The sequence below is a fragment of the Rhodococcus sp. NPDC003322 genome, assembly GCF_053589555.1.
The window spans coordinates 312,994-330,396 of record NZ_JBSFSC010000003.1 but is presented as its reverse complement, the minus strand read 5'-3'; the positions used below and the strand labels follow the sequence as shown (position 1 = coordinate 330,396).

Annotated in this window: 18 protein-coding genes; 1 reads left to right on the top strand and 17 read right to left on the bottom strand. The window is 69.9% G+C overall.

Annotation, left to right across the window (positions count from 1 at the left end):
- Positions 1-121: 121 nt before the first annotated feature.
- The 13 genes from ACWDUM_RS13760 to ACWDUM_RS13700 all read right to left on the bottom strand — a co-directional run bounded on the left by ACWDUM_RS13760 (position 122) and on the right by ACWDUM_RS13700 (position 13,381).
- A complete protein-coding gene (locus ACWDUM_RS13760; RefSeq protein WP_450112237.1) occupies positions 122-577 on the bottom strand; it encodes a DUF350 domain-containing protein in 456 nt (151 codons plus the stop codon).
- 43 nt (positions 578-620) lie between these two features.
- Entirely contained in the window at positions 621-1,787 is a 1,167-nt protein-coding gene (locus ACWDUM_RS13755; RefSeq protein ID WP_450112236.1) for a glutathionylspermidine synthase family protein, read from the bottom strand.
- Position 1,788: 1 nt separating this feature from the next.
- A complete protein-coding gene (locus ACWDUM_RS13750) occupies positions 1,789-2,289 on the bottom strand; it encodes a hypothetical protein (RefSeq protein WP_450134735.1) in 501 nt (166 codons plus the stop codon).
- Positions 2,290-2,622: 333 nt separating this feature from the next.
- Positions 2,623-2,913: an acylphosphatase gene (locus ACWDUM_RS13745; RefSeq protein WP_450112235.1), complete on the bottom strand. Its 291-nt coding sequence runs from the start codon at positions 2,911-2,913 to the stop codon at positions 2,623-2,625.
- Positions 2,914-2,915: 2 nt separating this feature from the next.
- A complete protein-coding gene (locus ACWDUM_RS13740) occupies positions 2,916-4,100 on the bottom strand; it encodes an SMP-30/gluconolactonase/LRE family protein (protein WP_450134392.1) in 1,185 nt (394 codons plus the stop codon).
- 13 nt (positions 4,101-4,113) lie between these two features.
- The gene (locus tag ACWDUM_RS13735; protein WP_450112255.1) at positions 4,114-4,557 is read right to left on the bottom strand and encodes an OsmC family protein; all 444 of its coding nucleotides are present in this window, start codon (positions 4,555-4,557) and stop codon (positions 4,114-4,116) included.
- Positions 4,558-4,611: 54 nt separating this feature from the next.
- The gene (locus ACWDUM_RS13730; protein ID WP_450112233.1) at positions 4,612-5,292 is read right to left on the bottom strand and encodes a response regulator; all 681 of its coding nucleotides are present in this window, start codon (positions 5,290-5,292) and stop codon (positions 4,612-4,614) included.
- Positions 5,293-5,312: 20 nt separating this feature from the next.
- Positions 5,313-7,865 (bottom strand): DUF4118 domain-containing protein, encoded by a 2,553-nt coding sequence (locus tag ACWDUM_RS13725; RefSeq protein WP_450134391.1) that lies wholly within the window; start codon positions 7,863-7,865, stop codon positions 5,313-5,315.
- A 7-nt stretch (positions 7,866-7,872) separates the two neighbouring features.
- Positions 7,873-8,517, bottom strand: a complete 645-nt coding sequence (locus ACWDUM_RS13720) for a potassium-transporting ATPase subunit C (RefSeq protein WP_450134390.1) — start codon at positions 8,515-8,517, stop codon at positions 7,873-7,875.
- Between the two features lie 6 nt (positions 8,518-8,523).
- The gene (kdpB, locus tag ACWDUM_RS13715) at positions 8,524-10,635 is read right to left on the bottom strand and encodes a potassium-transporting ATPase subunit KdpB (protein WP_450134389.1); all 2,112 of its coding nucleotides are present in this window, start codon (positions 10,633-10,635) and stop codon (positions 8,524-8,526) included.
- Positions 10,632-12,332, bottom strand: a complete 1,701-nt coding sequence (gene kdpA, locus ACWDUM_RS13710; protein WP_450134388.1) for a potassium-transporting ATPase subunit KdpA — start codon at positions 12,330-12,332, stop codon at positions 10,632-10,634. Before kdpA ends, kdpB begins: the two co-directional genes overlap by 4 nt.
- A 4-nt stretch (positions 12,333-12,336) precedes the next feature.
- Positions 12,337-12,435 (bottom strand): potassium-transporting ATPase subunit F, encoded by a 99-nt coding sequence (locus tag ACWDUM_RS13705; RefSeq protein WP_450112228.1) that lies wholly within the window; start codon positions 12,433-12,435, stop codon positions 12,337-12,339.
- Positions 12,436-12,721: 286 nt separating this feature from the next.
- Positions 12,722-13,381 (bottom strand): pyridoxamine 5'-phosphate oxidase family protein, encoded by a 660-nt coding sequence (locus tag ACWDUM_RS13700; protein ID WP_450112227.1) that lies wholly within the window; start codon positions 13,379-13,381, stop codon positions 12,722-12,724.
- A gap of 77 nt (positions 13,382-13,458) precedes the next feature.
- Here ACWDUM_RS13700 and pdxR point away from each other — a divergent pair, with 77 nt between their 5' ends.
- Positions 13,459-14,931 carry a MocR-like pyridoxine biosynthesis transcription factor PdxR gene (gene pdxR, locus ACWDUM_RS13695; protein ID WP_450134387.1) on the top strand — a complete coding sequence of 491 codons (1,473 nt, stop codon included), beginning with the start codon at positions 13,459-13,461 and terminating at the stop codon, positions 14,929-14,931.
- Here pdxR and mutM read toward each other — a convergent pair.
- Genes mutM through ACWDUM_RS13675 form a run of 4 tightly spaced genes read right to left on the bottom strand, consistent with a single transcriptional unit; the run spans position 14,867 to position 17,278 of the window.
- Complete coding sequence (gene mutM / locus ACWDUM_RS13690) at positions 14,867-15,733, bottom strand: bifunctional DNA-formamidopyrimidine glycosylase/DNA-(apurinic or apyrimidinic site) lyase (RefSeq protein WP_450112225.1); 867 nt, start codon at positions 15,731-15,733, stop codon at positions 14,867-14,869. The two genes, pdxR and mutM, sit on opposite strands and share 65 nt — an antisense overlap.
- 5 nt (positions 15,734-15,738) lie before the next feature.
- A complete protein-coding gene (gene rnc / locus ACWDUM_RS13685; protein WP_450112224.1) occupies positions 15,739-16,509 on the bottom strand; it encodes a ribonuclease III in 771 nt (256 codons plus the stop codon).
- A gap of 5 nt (positions 16,510-16,514) precedes the next feature.
- Positions 16,515-16,697, bottom strand: coding sequence for a 50S ribosomal protein L32 (rpmF, locus tag ACWDUM_RS13680; protein ID WP_450112223.1), 183 nt, complete (start codon positions 16,695-16,697; stop codon positions 16,515-16,517).
- A 2-nt stretch (positions 16,698-16,699) separates the two neighbouring features.
- Complete coding sequence (locus ACWDUM_RS13675; protein WP_450134734.1) at positions 16,700-17,278, bottom strand: YceD family protein; 579 nt, start codon at positions 17,276-17,278, stop codon at positions 16,700-16,702.
- Positions 17,279-17,403: the final 125 nt, after the last annotated feature.

The following is a 17,403-nucleotide window of genomic DNA, read 5'->3' as shown; positions in this document are numbered from 1 at the left end:
ATGTGTAGCTCGGTGTTGACCCGACCCACCGGACAGTGTTACAGGTGGGACTGGTGTTTCGCCCGAGGCGTGCCCCGATCGAGATCGGACGGTGTACTCGACCGAGACCTACCGGTATTCGCTAGAGGATCGCGACCGCGACGACCAGTCCCAGCGCCAGGTGGGCGGCGGCGACCACGAGGACCTCGGGCGTGAACCGGTCGCGGACGAGGACCTCGCCGATGTCGATGGCCGTCACCAGTTCGACGAGTCGCACGGAGATCACCTGTGCGGCGATGCCCACCAGGCCGAACACCGCGCTGTAGATCAGGCCCTCAACCAGCTTGCCGGACGAGGCGTAGATCGCCAGCACGACGATCAGCGCCATGCTGACCATGCCGGACGCGGTGACCACGGCGGCATTCGGTCGCCCCTCCCGAACCAGCGTCCGCAGGTGACCGGGGGTCGTCCAGTCGATCGCGAAGAAGCCGAGGACCATCAGGACGAGCCCGAGGATCGCGTACAGCACGATCGCCGAGACGCCCCGGCCGAGGGTGGACCAGTAGTCGCTGCCGAGGGCTACCACCGCAGTGGTCATCGTGATGCTCCTTCGTCGGATCGTGAGGTGATTCGGGGGTGGGTCAGGCCTGCGGGATTCGATGCGGCACGAACGCGGCACCGTCGTCGGTGACCAGTCCGGCGGTCTCGCGGATGCCGAGGCCGGCGGCCTCGTCTCCCACGATCCACGCGCCGAGCGCCGGTCGCATGCCGTCGAATTCGGGCAGGGGATCGAGCAGTTGGTAGACGAACCCCTCCTCGCCGTAGATGCCGCCGGTGGCGGTGTCCATCCCGGCGCCGACGATGGAAACGTTGGCGCCCTCACGGCCGAGCTTCGGCTTGCGCACGTACTCGGTGAGCTCGTGCGGGTCGTCGATGTACGCCGGGAGCAGGTTCGGGTGACCCGGGTACATCTCCCACAACACCGCGAGGATCGCCTTGTTGCTCAGGATCGCCTTCCACAGCGGTTCGACCCACAGGGTTTCGGGGAGGAGTTCGACTGCGCGCCTGCCGAACTCGTCGTCGAGGATCCACTCCCACGGGTACAACTTGAACAGCGAGGAGATCGGCGCCTCCTCGAGGTCGACGAACCGGTGCAGGTCGGGGTCGAAGCCGATCTCCTCGATCGCGAGGGCGACGGTGTCCAGCCCCGCCTCCGCCGCACATTCCTGCATGTAGGCGACAGTGACGTTGTCCTCGCCGCTCAGGTCCGCGCTCGACCACGCCAGATGCAGTTCGGCACTGGGCAGTTGGCTTCGGATCTCGGCCCATCGTGCGACCAGTTTCTCGTGCAGCGAGTTCCACTGGTCGTCACCGGGATGGGTGTCGGTGAGCCAGTGCCACTGCAGGATCGACGCCTCCAACAGCGTGGTCGGGGTGTCGGCGTTGTACTCGAGGAGCTTCGCCGGCCGCCGCGCGTCGTAGCGCAGGTCGAAGCGCCCGTACACGTGTGGGTCGCCGCGGCGCCACGACTGTGCGATCGGCTCCCACGTCCACTCCGGCAGCCCGAAGTCGCGAAAGCGTTCCGTGAGAATGACGTGGTCGACGGCCTTGAGGCACATCGAGTGCAGCAGTTCGACATCCGCTTCGAGGGCGAGGATCTCGTCCATCTCGAACTCGTAGTGGACGGACTCGTCCCAGTACGGGCGGTCGGTGCCGTCGGCCATCCGCGCCGGAGTGCCGAACACCATGCCCTGCGCGGCGACGGTCTCCTTCCAGCGCGGACGGGGGGTGCTTCGCAGTCGCCTCACGTCAGGTCCCGACGCTTCCGCTGCTCTTGCTGCCGAAGCCGCCCCGCTGGATGGTGGTGCCGGACTTGGTCTTGATGGTGGTCCCCTTCGGTGTGACCACGGTCCCGCCCGACACCTTGGTGCCGACCGGTCCCGTGTTGCCGCCGTAGTAGTAGCGATAGGTGGACCCGGCGTAGATGAAGACCCCGCCCGCCCCGGGAGTACCGGTGGTGCAGTAGGACTCGTCGACCACGACCTCGGTTTCGGGGTCGATGCAGGTGGCCTCGACCTCGTCCGAGGACAACACCGAGTAGCCGAGGGCGACCAGGCCGACGACCCCGACGACGGCGACGCCACCGATCATGGCCTTGCGCCGGGTGCGCCGCTTCGCCTCGTCCTTGGCGGCCTGCTCGGCGGCGAGACGCTCCTCCTCCTCGCGGGTGCGACGCGCCTTGTCCCGGGCGCGCGCCTCGGCAACGGTCGGCGGTCGAGGAGTGGTCTTGCCGGGTTCCTGGCGGCGGATACGTCCGGCCGCAGGACGGATCTCGTCACCGTCGGCCGGAGGACCGACGTCGTCACCGCCGGCCGGAGGACGGACGTCGTCACCGCCGGCCGGAGGACGGACGTCGTCACCGTCGGCCGGAGGACCGACGTCGTCACCGCCGGCCGGAGGACGGGCGTCGTCACCACCCGACCGCGGCTGCGATCCGCCCGAGCCGGACTCACCTGCGGCGCCGGCATCCGGGTGCTGTTCCTCGGGTCCCATCGGCCCCTCCCCCCTGTGTGTCGACACTCGCACCGACCCTAGGTCACGTCGTGCAGGTCCCCGCGCGGCACCCCCACCCTCTGGACGGGGTCAGCGCTCGACGAATCCGACCAGGTTCCCGGCCGCATCCGACCAGCTCTCGACGACGAGGTCGACGACGCCGGGTGTCGATCCGGATCTGAGCAGGTCCAGCAGCCTTTCGCACTCCGGGCGTGGTCCTTCGGCAATCACCAGGACGCGACCGTCGGGTCGGTTGGTGGCGTGCCCGACCAGGCCGAGTTCCAGTGCCCGCGAACGGGTCCACCACCGGAAGCCGACGCCCTGCACGGTGCCGTGCACCCACGCGGTCAACCGAACCCGTTGCGCGTCCACTGCGGCCACGGTCAGTTCGTCGGTGGCGTGAGGCGGTGCACCGTGCCGTCGAAACCGGTCGTGTACAGCGACGCCGCGTCCCACCCGGGTCCGGCGCCGAACCGGACCGAGGACGTCAGCGGCAGACCGGACGCGATCTCGCAGCTGTCGCCGGTCGCGGGGTCGAGGCGCACGACTTTGCCTGCGCCGTTGAGAGCCATGTACACCCGGCCGTCGGCGTCGACGGTCAGGTCGTCTCCGGCGTTCGTCTGACCGTTCCCGGGGAGGGAGACGGTCGTGACGTCGCCGTCGAGGTCCGCAGCGTCGAGGATGCGCACCTCGGTGGTCTTCTCGAAGGTGTTGCCGATGTACACGCGCGAGCCCGAGGTGAAAATGCCGTTGGCCGAACCGATGTCGCTGCGCACGGTCTCGGACTTGTCCGTGCTCCCGGCGGGGACGCGGGTCAGCCCCGGCTCCCTGCCCAGCGCGTGGGTCACCAGCAGGTCGCCGCTCTCGAGCCGGGTGAGACCGTTCGGCATCGTCAGCCCGCTGGCCAGTGTGGTGCGGTCCCCGCCGTCGCGGCGGACCGACTCGACGGTGCCGTTGGTGCCGTTGTACAGACCGGCCATCACGTTGTTGCCGGTGGTGAACACCACGCGGTCGTCGTCCACGACGATGCCGCCGGGAGAAGGCACACCGGACACCAGCGTGCCCTTCTCGCCACTGGGAGTCAGGGTGCGGATGGCGCCTTCGCCGAGGGCCGGGCTCTCCGAGAGCAGCAGGCCGCCGTCTCCGTCGAACGCGAGGTTCTCGAGCACACCGAATCCGCTCGCGACGGTGCTGACCCGCCACGTCGTGCACGCGGGCGGCGCGACCGGTGTTGTCGTCGGCGCGGCGGTGGTGGTCGCCACGGCAGACATCGGCGCGGCGGGGGCCGCGGACGACGCGGGTGCGGCGGTGGTGGTCGGGGCGGTGCCGGTCGTCTGCTCCGCGCCGGGCAGCGCAGGAAGGGCGGGCAGCGACGGGACCGGCAGCGGCGGCAGTGTCGGAATCTGTACCGGGAGCTCGGCAGCCGGAAGCGGGGGCACCGGCAGGGTGCTCGTGGGCGCGGTGCTCGTGGGCGCGACCGAGCTGGGCTGAGCGGCGGCGAGTGGTGCACCGGCGACCACGCCGGCAGCCACCACGGCGCCGACCATCGCAACGCGGGACAGAGTCATGGCGCCTATCAGATCACGAATCGGTTTCAATCGAAAGCCGAACGACAGTGCCGCTTTTGAGGGTACGACCGACCGTGCACACCTTGTCGATCGACTTCTCCACCACCGTGATCAGCCGCTGTTGTGCGTCGGCGTCGAGTTCGCTGAGGTCTAGCTCGAGCACCTCCTCCAGGAGGGGGTAGACCTCGTTCTCGCGGTCGGCCGCGCCGGAGACCCGCACGGTGGCGTCGTAGTCGTCGCCGAGGCGCCGCGACAGCGGAAGGTCCGAACTCATTCCGCTGCAGGCCGCGAGCGCGATCTTGAGCAGCTCGCCCGGGGTGAACACGCCTTCGACGGACTCCGACCCGATCAGCACCTCGGCCCCGCGGGAGCTGCGGCCCGTGTAGCGGCGGGTGCCGGTTCGCTCGACCCACAGCTCGGTCGTGGCGTGGCTGTTCTCGGGGCTCTGATCAGTCATGGCCCAATCCTGCCATTGCCGCTGCGACCGGCGGTCGAGCACCCGTCCGCAACGTCACTCCTGGAAGCGGTATCCCATCCCGGCCTCGGTGATGAGATGTCGCGGCCTCGAGGGGTCGTCCTCGAGTTTGCGGCGAAGTTGCGCGAGATACACCCGGAGGTAGTGGGTCTCGGTGGCGTACGCCGGTCCCCACACCTCCCGCAGCAGTTCCTTCTGTCCCACGAGCTTGCCCTTGTTGCGCACCAGCATTTCCAGCATGCCCCACTCGGTGGGGGTCAGATGGACCTCCGCGTCCGCCTTCGTCACCTTCTTCGCGGCGAGGTCGACGGTGAACGAATCGGTCACCACCACCGGGTCGTTGGCGTCCGAGGCGGCCGCCCCGCGCCGGACCGCCGCCCGAAGGCGGGCGAGGAACTCGTCCATGCCGAACGGCTTGGTGACGTAGTCGTCGGCGCCGGCGTCGAGTGCGGCGACCTTGTCCGACGAGTCGGTACGCGCGGACAGCACGATCACCGGCACCGTGGACCAACCGCGCAGCCCGGCAAGGACTTCGATGCCGTCCATGTCGGGGAGGCCGAGGTCCAGCACGATCACGTCGGGATGCCGCTCGGCGGCCGCCCGTAACGCGGCGGCGCCGTTGGCCGCGGTCGTCACGTCGTATCCGCGGACACTCAGGTTGATCCGCAGCGCGCGAAGGATCTGCGGTTCGTCGTCGATCACCAATATCCGCGTCATGCGGCGAGCCCTTCCGTCACTCAGTCAGCCTTTCCGATTCCGGCCAGATCCACCACCATGGTCAGTCCCCCGCCCGGCGTGTCGGTGGCGCCGACCGTGCCGCCCATGGCGTCGACGAAGCCGCGCACCACCGACAGCCCGAGCCCGACGCCGGTCGTGGTGTCCCGGTCGCCGAGTCGCTGGAACGAGTCGAACATCTGCTCTTCGGCACCGCGAGGGATGCCCGGGCCGGAATCCGTGACGGTGATCAGCACCCGATCCTTCACCGCCCCGGCGCCGATCCGCACCACTCCCTGCGGGGCGTACCGCAGCGCGTTGTCCACCAGGTTCGCCACCACGCGTTCGAGGAGTCCGCTGTCGGCGAGGACGGCGTGACCACCCACGTCCACCTGGACCCGGTCCCGCAGTGCCCGCGCGGAGCCCGCCGTGGCGCCGACCCCGACACCGACGAGCGCCCGGTGCACCACTTCGTCGAGGTACACCGGCCGCAGGGCAGGCCGGACGACACCTGCGGCGAGCCGCGAGGAGTCGAGAAGATTGCCGACCAGGTTCGTCAGCTGGTCGGTCGACTCCTCCACCGTGGCAAGCAGTTCCGCGGTGTCCTCGGGCGAGAACTCGACGTCGTCGCTGCGCAGGCTCGACACGGCCGCCTTGACCGCGGCCAGCGGGGTGCGCAGGTCGTGACTGACCGCGGACAGCAGGGCCCGCCGGAGCCGGTCGGCCTCGGCGAGTGCCCGCGCCTGCATGGCCTCCGCCGCCAACTCTTCCTGCCGGATCAGCCCGACGGCCTGGTTCGCGACCGCGGTGAGCACCCGCCGGTCGCGCGCCGCCACGTCGGATCCGCTCAGCGCCAACGCGTAATCGGCATCGCCCGCCTCGCACACCGTGTCCGCGGCGTCGAGCGTGCGCGGCGGGTCCTCCCCGACCGCGCTGACCACCCCGCCCTCCCGGTGGATGACGCTGACGGCCCGCTGTCCGTAGGTTTCCCGGACCTTGTCCAGGAGCGCAGGCAGGTCCGCACCGCGGAGCACCGATCCCGCGAACAACGCGAGCAGCTCGGCCTCCTGGGACGCCCGGCGGGCCTCCCTCGCGCGTTTGGCGGCCGCGTCGACGAGCACCGCGACCGCGACCGCGACGACCAGCAGCACCACGGTGGTGATGAAGTTGTCCGGCTCGGCGATCGTGAAACTGCGCAGCGGCGGCGTGAAGAAGTAGTTGAGGAGCAGCCCGGAGATCAGCGCCGACAGCACCGCCGGCGCCACCCCGCCGAGCAGCGCCACGATGAGCACCACGACGAAGAACAGCGCGCTCTCGCCGCCGACGTCGTATCTGGCATTGATCGCCCACATCAGCAGCGCGGCGAACGACGGCACCAGCAGCGCCGCGATCCACGACACCGCGCGGCGGGGCCGGGACCCGGTGGGCAGCCACCGGCGGGGCGGCTTCGTCTCGCCGTGAGTGACCATGTGCACGTCGATGCCGCCGGACTGCTGCACGACGGTCGCGCCGATGCCCTCGTCGAAGATGCGCGCCCACCGGGACCGGCGTGAGGTGCCGAGCACCAACTGGGTTGCGTTCGCCGAGCGGGCGAAATCCAGCAGTGTCGCCGGGACGTCGTCGCCGACGACGCTGTGCAGGCTGGCGCCGACGCTCGCCGCGAGCTTGCGCACCTTCCCCATCTCCGGCGCCGACACCCCGGCCAACCCGTCGCCACGGACCACGTGCACGACCATCAGTTCGGCGCTGGCCTTCGACGCGATCCGGCTCGCCCGCCGGATCAGCGTCTCGGATTCCGGGCCACCGGTGACCGCGACGACCACCCGTTCCCGCGCCTCCCAGGTGTCGGTGATCGCGTTCTCGGCGCGGTACTTCGCCAGCGCCGCGTCCACCTGGTCGGCCACCCACAGCAACGCCAGTTCTCGCAGCGCGGTGAGGTTCCCCCGCCGGAAATAGTTGCTCAGCGCGGCGTCGACCTTCTCCGCCGCATAGACGTTTCCGTGGGAGAGCCTGCGCCGCAACGCCTCCGGGGTGATGTCGACCAACTCGACCTGGGTGGCCGAACGCACGACCTCGTCGGGCAGCGTCTCCCGCTGCACCACCCCGGTGATCTGCTGGACGACGTCGTTCAGCGATTCGAGGTGTTGCACGTTCACCGTGGACAGCACGTCGATGCCCGCGGCGAGCAATTCCTCGACGTCCTGCCAGCGCTTCTCGTTCCGGCTGCCCGGGGTGTTGGTGTGCGCGAGCTCGTCCACGAGGACGAGGGCGGGCCGCCGACGCAGGACCGCGTCGACGTCCAGCTCCCCCATCCGTGTGCCCCGGTACTCGATGATCTTCGGTGGGATCACCTCGAGATCACCGATCTGCGCGGCGGTGCGGGCGCGGCCGTGCGTCTCCACCACGGCCGCGACCACATCGGTGCCCCGCTCGCGTCGCCGGTGTGCCTCACCGAGCATCGCGTAGGTCTTGCCGACGCCCGGCGCTGCGCCCAGGTAGATGCGCAGTTCGCCGCGCTTGCGGGCGGTGTCGCTGCCGCTCGTCGCAGACCGCGGCACGGGTTCGATGCCACTCACCCCGCCATCATCCACCCGCGGTCGCACAATCCGGTGCCGTGAGCCCGAGCGCGAGGTTCAGTTCGAGCACGTTCACCCGCTCCGCGCCGAGGAAGCCGAGCTGGCGGCCGTCGGTGTGCTCGTCGACGAGGGCACGCACCCTGTCCTCACTCAGCCCGTTGACCTCGGCGACGCGGCGCACCTGCAGCTCCGCGTACGCGGGGCTGATGTGCGGGTCGACACCGGAACCGGACCCCGTCAGCGCGTCGACCGGTACCCGATCCGGCGACACGCCCTCGCGGTCGGCGATCGCCGTGCGCCGGGCCTCGACGAAACCGGCCAGGATCTCGCTGCTTGGCCCCTGATTGGTGGGTAGGGCGACGGCGGGGTCACCGGGCGCGAACGGGTCGTCGTCGGAGACGGACCCGGTCACCCGGGGATGGAAGAACCGGTCCGGCTCCCCGGCGGACACCTGTGGGTCGATGCCGATCCACCGGCTGCCGACCACACACCCGGTGGCGTCGCGGACGGGTGAGCCCTCAGCCGATCCGGACGACAGGCGCCCGATCCCCCACACGGCGGCGGGGTACGCAATGCCGAGTACCACGGTCAATGCGAGCAGGACGGCAAGTCCCGCTCCGACCTGACGCAGAAATCCGATCGTGAATCGCATGGTCACTCACCCAATCCCGGGAATCAGTCGGACGACGAGGTCGATCAGCCAGATGCCGATGAACGGCGTGACGACACCGCCGATTCCGTACACCAACAGGTTCCGTCCGAGCAGCTTCGAGGCGGTCGCCGGCCGGTAGCGGACACCCTTGAGCGCCAACGGGATCAGCGCGATGATGACCAGCGCGTTGAACACCACCGCGGACACGATCGCCGACTCCGGCGTGGCCAGACGCATGATGTTCAGCGTGTCCAGCTGCGGATAGATCACGCTGAAGAGCGCGGGGAGGATCGCGAAGTACTTCGCCAGGTCGTTGGCCAGCGAGAAGGTGGTCAACGCGCCGCGGGTGATCAGCAACTGCTTGCCGATCTCGACCACCTCGATCAGCTTGGTGGGGTCGGAGTCGAGATCCACCATGTTCCCCGCCTCCTTGGCGGCGGAGGTTCCGGTGTTCATCGCGACCCCGACATCGGCCTGCGCGAGCGCGGGCGCGTCGTTGGTGCCGTCGCCGGTCATCGCGACCAGCCGGCCACCACTCTGCTCGCGGCGGATCAGCGCGAGCTTGTCCTCCGGGGTGGCCTCGGCCATGAAGTCGTCGACCCCGGCCTCCGCCGCGATCGCCTTGGCGGTCAACGGGTTGTCGCCGGTGACCATCACCGTCCTGATGCCCATCGCCCGGAGTTCGGCGAACCGCTGTGCGATACCGGGCTTCACGACGTCGGCGAGCTTGATCACGCCGAGCACCCGCACCCCGTCCGGCGACGCGTCGGCCACCACCAGCGGGGTGCCACCGCCTGCGGCGATGTCGCCGACCGTGTCGGTGACTGCGACGTCGGCGGCTCCGCCCTGCGCGCTCACCCACCCGAGGACTGCGTCGCCGGCACCCTTACGGATCTGCCGGACCTCATCCGTGTCGTCCCGCATGTCGAGCCCACTCATCCGGGTCTGCGCGGTGAACGGCACGAACTCCGCCGCCTTCTCGGCCTCGGTCGGGTCCGCGGACAGGCCGAACTCGGTGGCGCACAACTCGACGATGCTGCGCCCCTCCGGGGTGCCGTCGGCCAGACTGGACAGCCGCGCCGCGGCCGCGAGGTCGACGGCGTCGACGCCCGGTGCCGGGTACAGGGCGGTGGCACGACGGTTGCCGAAGGTGATGGTGCCGGTCTTGTCCATCAGGAGGGTGTCGATGTCGCCTGCGGCCTCGACCGCCCGGCCGGACATCGCCAGCACGTTGCGCTGCACCAGCCGGTCCATGCCTGCGATGCCGATCGCCGAGAGCAACGCGCCGATGGTGGTCGGGATCAGGCACACCAGCAGGGCGATCAGCTTGATCGGGTCCTGCTCGTGGCCCGCGTACAGACCCATCGGCCCGATCGCGACGACGGCGAGCAGGAAGATGATCGTCAGCGACGCGAGCAGGATGTTCAGCGCGATCTCGTTGGGCGTCTTCTGCCGGGCCGCGCCCTCGACGAGAGCGATCATCCGGTCCACGAAGGACTGCCCGGGGGCGGCGGTGATCTCGACGACGATCCGGTCGGACAGCACCACGGTGCCGCCGGTGACGGCACAGCGGTCGCCGCCGGACTCGCGGACCACGGGCGCGGACTCACCGGTGATCGCGGACTCGTCGACGGTGGCGATGCCCTCGACGACGTCGCCGTCACCGGGGATCACCTCACCGGCGACCACCACCACCCGGTCCCCCACCCGCAGATCGGTGCCGGGGATCGACTCGATCGCCCCGCTGTCGGTGATCCGGTGGGCGGTGGTGTCCTGTTTGACCTTTCGGAGGCTGGCGGCCTGCGCCTTGCCGCGGCCCTCGGCGACGGATTCGGCGAGGTTCGCGAACAGGACGGTGAACCACAACCAGCCGGCGACCACCCACGCGAAGACGGAGGGGTCGGCGAGCGCCATCACCGTCGTCACCACCGAGCCGACGAAGACCACGAACATCACGGGATTGCGCGCGAGGTGGCGGGGGTCGAGCTTGCGGACCGCACCGGGCAGCGCGGTCACCATCTGCCGGGGGTCGAACAGGCCGGCCTTGACCGGTTTCGGGTCCGGACCACCGTCGGGTCCGGGGATCGTCCGGGGACGTTCCTTGGTGTTCACGCTCATTGCAGAGCCTCCGCGATCGGGCCCAGCGCGAGGGCCGGGAAGAAGGTGAGTGCAGCCACCAGAACGACGGTGCCGGTGAGCAGTCCGGCGAACATCGGTCCGGCGGTGGGGAGGGTGCCCGCGTTGGGTTCGGAACGCTTCTGTGCGGCAAGCGATCCGGCCAGGGCCAGGACGAACAGGATCGGCAGGAACCGGCCGATCAGCATGCAGACCCCGAGCGAGGACTGGAACCAGTCGCTGGTCACGGTGAGCCCGCCGAAGGCGCTGCCGTTGTTGTTCGACGCGGACGCGAAGGCGTAGAGCACCTCGCTGAAGCCGTGGATTGCCTGCGGGGTGCCGGGATCCCCGGAATTGCCGAGGTATCCGATGGTCGAGCCGAGGATCACCGTGATCGAGGTGCCGATCAGCACCAGGGCCGGCATCACCAGCACCGACAGTGCGGCGAGGGTGATCTCCCGCCTGCCGAGCTTCTTGCCGAGGTACTCGGGGGTGCGACCGACGAGCAGTCCGCCGACGAACACGGCGATGATCGCCAGGACGAGGATGCCGTACAGGCCGGTGCCGACACCGCCGGGGGCGATCTCGCCGAGCAGCATGTTCAGCAGGACCGCACCGCCTCCGAGCGGCGACATGCTGTCGTGCGCGGAGTTGACCGCGCCGGTGGAGGTTCCGGTCGTGGTGACCGCGAACAGCGCGCTGCCGGGGATCCCGAACCGGACCTCCTTGCCCTCCATCATCACGCCGGCCGCGGTCGCGGCCACCCCACGCGTGCCGGACTCGGCGGCCAGCGTCACCGCGAGCAGACCGCCCCACAGCACGCCCATCACCGCGAGCAGGGTCAGTCCCTGCTTCCGGTCGCCGACCATGGTGCCGAAGGTCCGGGTCAGGCACACCGGGATCAGCAGGATCGCGAGGATCTCGACGATGTTGGTGACCGGGGTCGGGTTCTCGTACGGGTGCGCGGAGTTCGCGGCGAGAATGCCGCCGCCGTTGGTGCCGAGTTCCTTGATCGCCTCCTGCGAGGCCACCGGCGCGAGGGCGTTGGTGACGACGTTCCCGTCCAGTCCGGTGGACTCGAATCCGGTCCGGAAGGACTGGATCACGCCCTGACTCAACAGGATCAGCGCGATGACGAACGAGATCGGCAGCAGGATCCGCAGGCAGCCCCGGGTCAGGTCGACCCAGAAGTTGCCGATCTCGCCGCCCCGGGACACCCGGACGAAGCCGCGGATCAGGGCGACCGCGACGGCCATGCCGACCCCGGCGGACACGAAGTTCTGCACCGCCAGCCCGAGCGGCTGGGTGAGGTTGCTCATCGTGGTCTCGGGCGCGTAGGACTGCCAGTTGGTGTTCGCCACGAACGAGGCCGCCGTGTTGAACGCGACCGCGGGGCTGACCCCCTCGAGTCCGCCGCTCAGCGGTAGCACGCCCTGGATGCGCTGCAGGAAGTACAGGAAGAGCACGCTCGCGGCGGAGAAGCCGAGGAGCGAACCGGCGTAGCCGTACCAGGTCTGCTCTGAGCGGGCATTGATCCGGCAGAGCCGGTAGAGGACCGTCTCGATCCGCAGGTCGCGGGATCTCAGGTTTGCATCGGTGGTGTAGACCTTGGCCATGTAGTCACCGACGGGGACGTATGCGATCGCGAGCACGCCGACGACGAACGCGATCTGCAGTCCCGCTGCGAGTGCGGGATTCACAGGTCTAGAACCTTTCGGGGTCGACGAGCGCGACGAGCAGGTAGAGCACCAGGGCGGCCGCGAGCACGATCAGCACCACGCTCAGCACGCCCGCGGCCGTCACCGGTTCGCCTTCGTCTGCAGCCCGCGCAGCACGGCCGCGCAGACGGCGAAGGTGCCGATGATCAGCATCACGTAGGCCAGATCAGCCATCACGCATTCCTCTTCACACTGCAAAAGGGCCGCCGTCCGTCGGCGCGCCCGACCCGTTCAAGGGCCACAGTGCAGAGTGCTCCCGGAATTGCCTGATTTCCTCGCCCCTGACGAGTCGCTGACACCGCGACCAGGGGACGTTTACGCGATCCTTACGTCCTCCCCGGCCCGTGCGCGATTTTCACCCCGACGGCCGTTCACTCACGGGCGGCGCGGCCGCGGACGAGCCTGTGGACGGACGGCGGTACGGTCGCGTCGTCGCCGACCCAGGGCGCCCGGATCGGGGCGTCCGCGACCGTGCGCAGCGGCACCACGCCGGCCCAGGTGTCCGGATCCGCGTCGCCTTCGCTCGGGGGCGCGGACCGCACCTTGACCGTCCATTTCCCGTTCTCGATCGGCAGCGCGATCGTCAGTGTCGCGGCGAGCTCCTTCCGCGTCGACGGCCGCACCTCGCCGCTGCGACCCGGGATCAGCGCATCCGACAGGGCGATCAGGGCGGCTTCCGCGTCGTCGGTCCCGACCGGGACGAGTCGGCCGCGCACCACGGCGGACCGGTAGTTGGCGGACGAGTTGAACAGGTTGTCGGCCAAGACGATTCCGTCGAGGTGCGTCACGCACAGTGACGCCGGGGCGCCCGCCGCGACGTGGCGCAGTGCCCCGGCGCCGGTGGATCCGTGCAGCAGGATCCGGTCGCCGGTCCGGGCGTAGAGCATCGGCACCACCCAGGGAAGTCCGTCGACGACGGTGGCGAGCGTGCCGAATGCAGAGGCGTCCAGGACCGCGTCGAGGTCGGCGCGGTCGGCGCTCGCGCGTTCGGGCAGTCTGCGGATACGCGAGAGTTCGAGGTCGGTCGTCATGCCTCCACTGTCGCCCGATACCGGTCCGCGATCCAGATCCAGTTCTGCGGATATTCGCAGACCAGTATCCTGCGGGAGTGAGCCGGACAGCGACGCCCTCGACACTGCACCTCACACTGGAGGACAGCGGCGAACCGCTCCGCCGCCGCATCGCCGGTGCCGTGGTCACCGCGTTGCGCAGCGGCACGCTCGGGCCAGGGGACGTGCTGCCGTCGAGCCGAGCGCTCGCCGCCGAACTCGGTGTCTCGCGCACGGTCGTCGTCGACGCCTACGACGAACTGGCCGCCGCGGGCTTCGTCGACACCCGCGCGGGATCCGGAACCCGCGTCGCCGCGGGCGCGGACGCCGCCGCCCGCGCCGGCGTCACCCCGCACGTCACCGGCGGGGCCGCGCGGGAATCCGCTCCGCGCACCGGCCTCCCCCACACGATGCTCGACCTGTCCCCCGGCTACCCCGACACCGCCCTGGTCTCGTCCCGCGACTGGAAGGCGGCGTGGCGTGCGGCCGCAGCCGCTCCGGTTCCGAACGGCGTACCCGGGCCGAACTCGAATCGACGGCTCCGCGAGGCACTCTCGGGGCACCTCCGCCGCACCAGGGGCATCGCGGCGAGTGCCGACGAGATCGTCGTGGTACCCGGCGTCGCCGCCGCGCTGCGAACTCTGGTCACCGCGGCCGGCCTCGCGGGACGGCAGGTCGCGTTCGAGGATCCCGGATACACGAAGGCGAGGCTGGCAATCGAGGCGGCGGGCTGCCGCATCCGGCCGGTACCGGTTGATGCCGACGGACTCGATCCGGAGACGATCCGCGCGGCGGATGTGGCGGTGTATTGTACTCCCGCGCACCAGTACCCGCTGGGTGCCCGGATGCCTGCGACACGGCGTGCGGCGCTGGTGTCCGACGCGGCCGAGGCCGGGCGACTGCTCATCGAGGACGACTACGACGGCGAATTCCGGTACGGCGTGGCGACATTGCCCGCCCTGCGCGCGATCGAGGGCGGACATGACCACGTCGCCTATGTCGGAACGGCATCGAAGATCCTCACGCCGTCGGTGCGCCTGGCGTGGCTCGTCCCGCCCGCAAGGCTGCTGCCCCGGATCCACGAGGCACTGGCGGTCAGCGGCGAGGCGGTCTGCGCGATCACCGCGGACGCGTTCGCCGGATTCATCGAATCCGGTGCGCTCACCCGGCATCTCGCCCGGTCGTCGCGGACCTACGCGGCGCGCAGGCACGCGTTCGTCGAGGCGCTGCGCGCGTACCTGCCGGACGTGCACCCACTCGGCGTCGAGGCGGGACTGCACGTCGCACTGCGGTTGCCCGACGTGGCGGACGACGGCGCCGTCGCCGAGGCGATCGCGCGGCGAGGTCTCGCGGTTCGGGCGCTTGCCGCGTACCGGGTGGACACGACCGGTCCCCGCGGGTTGCTGTGCGGTTACGCGCGGCTACCGGAATCGCGCGCCGACGATGCCGCGGCGGTGATCTCGGAGGTCATCCGCGCACGGACCGCGGGCGCGGTTGACATTTCGGGCAGCTGTACGACGAGCGGTTCATGAACTTCTCCCGCCGGATCGGCGCCCCGCACCGCGGGCAGGGCTCGTCCTCGCGACCGTAGGCGGACAGCGAACGATCGAAGTAGCCGGATTCGCCGTTGACGTTGACGTACAGGGCATCGAAGGACGTGCCGCCCTGCGCGAGGGCCTCGGACATCACCTCGGTGACCGAGTCGAGCAGGGACCGCACCTGGGGTCGGGTCAGCCGGTCCGAGGGTCGATTGCCATGAATCCCGCTGCGCCACAACGCCTCGTCGGCGTAGATGTTGCCGACCCCGGACAGCACGGTCTGGTCGAGGAGCACCCGTTTGATCTCGGAGCGTTTGCCCCGGATGGCCGCGATCGCGGCGTCCGGGTCGAAGAGCGGGTCCAGGGGGTCGCGAGCGATGTGCGCGACCGGTTCCGGGACGGCGGTGCCCGCGACCTCCACGAGCGGCGCCAGCGCCCAGCCCCCGAACGTGCGCTGATCGACGAACCGCAACTGCCGGCCGCTGTCGAGTTCCGCGAGGATCCGCAGGTGCTTCTCGCGCGCGACCTCCGGCGACTGCACGAGCATCTGCCCGCTCATCCCCAGATGCACGACGACGGCGAGGTCCCCCGGGTCGACCTCGAGCCACAGGTACTTGCCGCGACGCCGCGCGGCGGTGACGGAGAGCCCGGTCAGCCGGGCGACGAGGTCGGGTCCGCCGGGCAGGTGCCGGCGAACCGCCCTGGGGTGCAACACCTCTACGGAGTCGACGCGGGAACCCACGACGTGGGCATCGAGCCCACGACGCACCACCTCGACCTCGGGCAGCTCCGGCACGAGGCTTACTCGCTCGCGTCGGAGTCGCCGCCGGAGGAGTCCGACTGCACGTCCGTCAGCGCCTTCCAGGCAGTGCTGGCGGCCTTCTGCTCGGCTTCCTTCTTCGACCGGCCGATGCCGACGCCGAGAGGCGCACCGGCGACGAGGACCGTCGCGGTGAACTCCTTGTCGTGATCGGGCCCGGTGGAGGTGATCTCGTAGGTGGGTACACCGTCACCGCGTTCGGCGGTCAGTTCCTGGAGGCTGGTCTTCCAGTCCAGGCCGGCGCCGAGCTTCGGTCCCCGCTCGAGCAGGTCCGCGAAGAGGGTCAGGACGACGGTGCGGGCGGTGTCGATGCCGTGCTGCAGGTGCACGGCGCCGAGCAGCGACTCCATACCGTCGGCGAGAATGCTGGCCTTGTCCCGGCCGCCGGTCATCTCCTCGCCCTTGCCGAGCAGGAGATGGGCACCGAGACCGCCCTCGCCGAGACCGCGCGCGACCTCCGCCAGGGCGTGCATGTTCACGATGCTCGCGCGGATCTTCGCCAGCTCACCCTCGGACTTGTCCGGGTGCGCTGTGTACAGACGCTCGGTGACGGAGAGTCCGAGGACGGAGTCGCCCAGGAACTCGAGCCGTTCGTTCGTCGGCAGGCCACCGTTCTCGTACGCGTACGACCGGTGGGTCAGCGCGAGCGTCAGGAGTGGTTCGGCCAACTCAACGCCAAGAGCGGCGAGGAGGGAAGCATGCTGTCCCTCCTCGCCGCCGGCGGGAGCTGTAGGGCTCGTACTGCGTGTCACTGCGACTAGACCGCAGCGGTGACCTGACGACCCTTGTAGGTGCCGCAGGACGGGCACGCGATGTGGGGAAGGGTCTTCTCGCCGCAGGCGCGGTTCGGGCAGGTGATGAGGGTGGGCGCAGTGGTCTTCCACTGGCTGCGCCGCGACCGGGTGTTGGATCGCGACATTCTGCGCTTGGGGACAGCCACTTCTACTTCTCCTCGGCTTCGGTGTTCACACGACTCGTGCTGGACTCTGCATCGGCATCGACACCGTCGGCGTCAACCAACTTCCCCGCGAGGGCAGCCCAGCGAGGATCCAGTATCTCATGCCCATGCCCGGATTCTGCAATCGCCAGGCGAATCCCACATTCGGGACACAGTCCCTGGCAATCTTCGCTGCACAAGGGTTGCAGCGGAAGTTCGAGCCCGGCGGCATCGACGACGACCGGCTCCAGGTCGATCAGGTCGTCGACGATCCGGTAGACCTCGTCCTCTTCGGTGGTCTCCTCGGTGACGCTGTCCGGGTACGCGAACAGTTCGGTCAGGTAGAGGTCGAGCTCGCCGTCGAACGGTTCGAGGCAGCGCGAGCACTCCCCCTTCGTCGCGGCGCGCACGGTACCGGTGACCAGCACACCCTCGGAGACGGACTCGAGCCGCAGATCGAGCTCCACGTCGGCACCCTCCGGGACCGCGATCAGGTCGAGACCGATCCTCGCCGGCGCGGGCAGCGTCCGGGTGAGGGTCGTCATCGACCCGGGTCGCCGACCGAGCTTGCGGGTGTCCAGCACGAAGCCACCGTCATGCGGACGGGGCGCGGTGGAGCTGTGGGAGGACACGCGAGCACTCTTTCGTCGAGAGGGACAGGTCGTCGAGGCGGTCAAGGACCGCAACGGGCAACCACCCCAGGGTACGC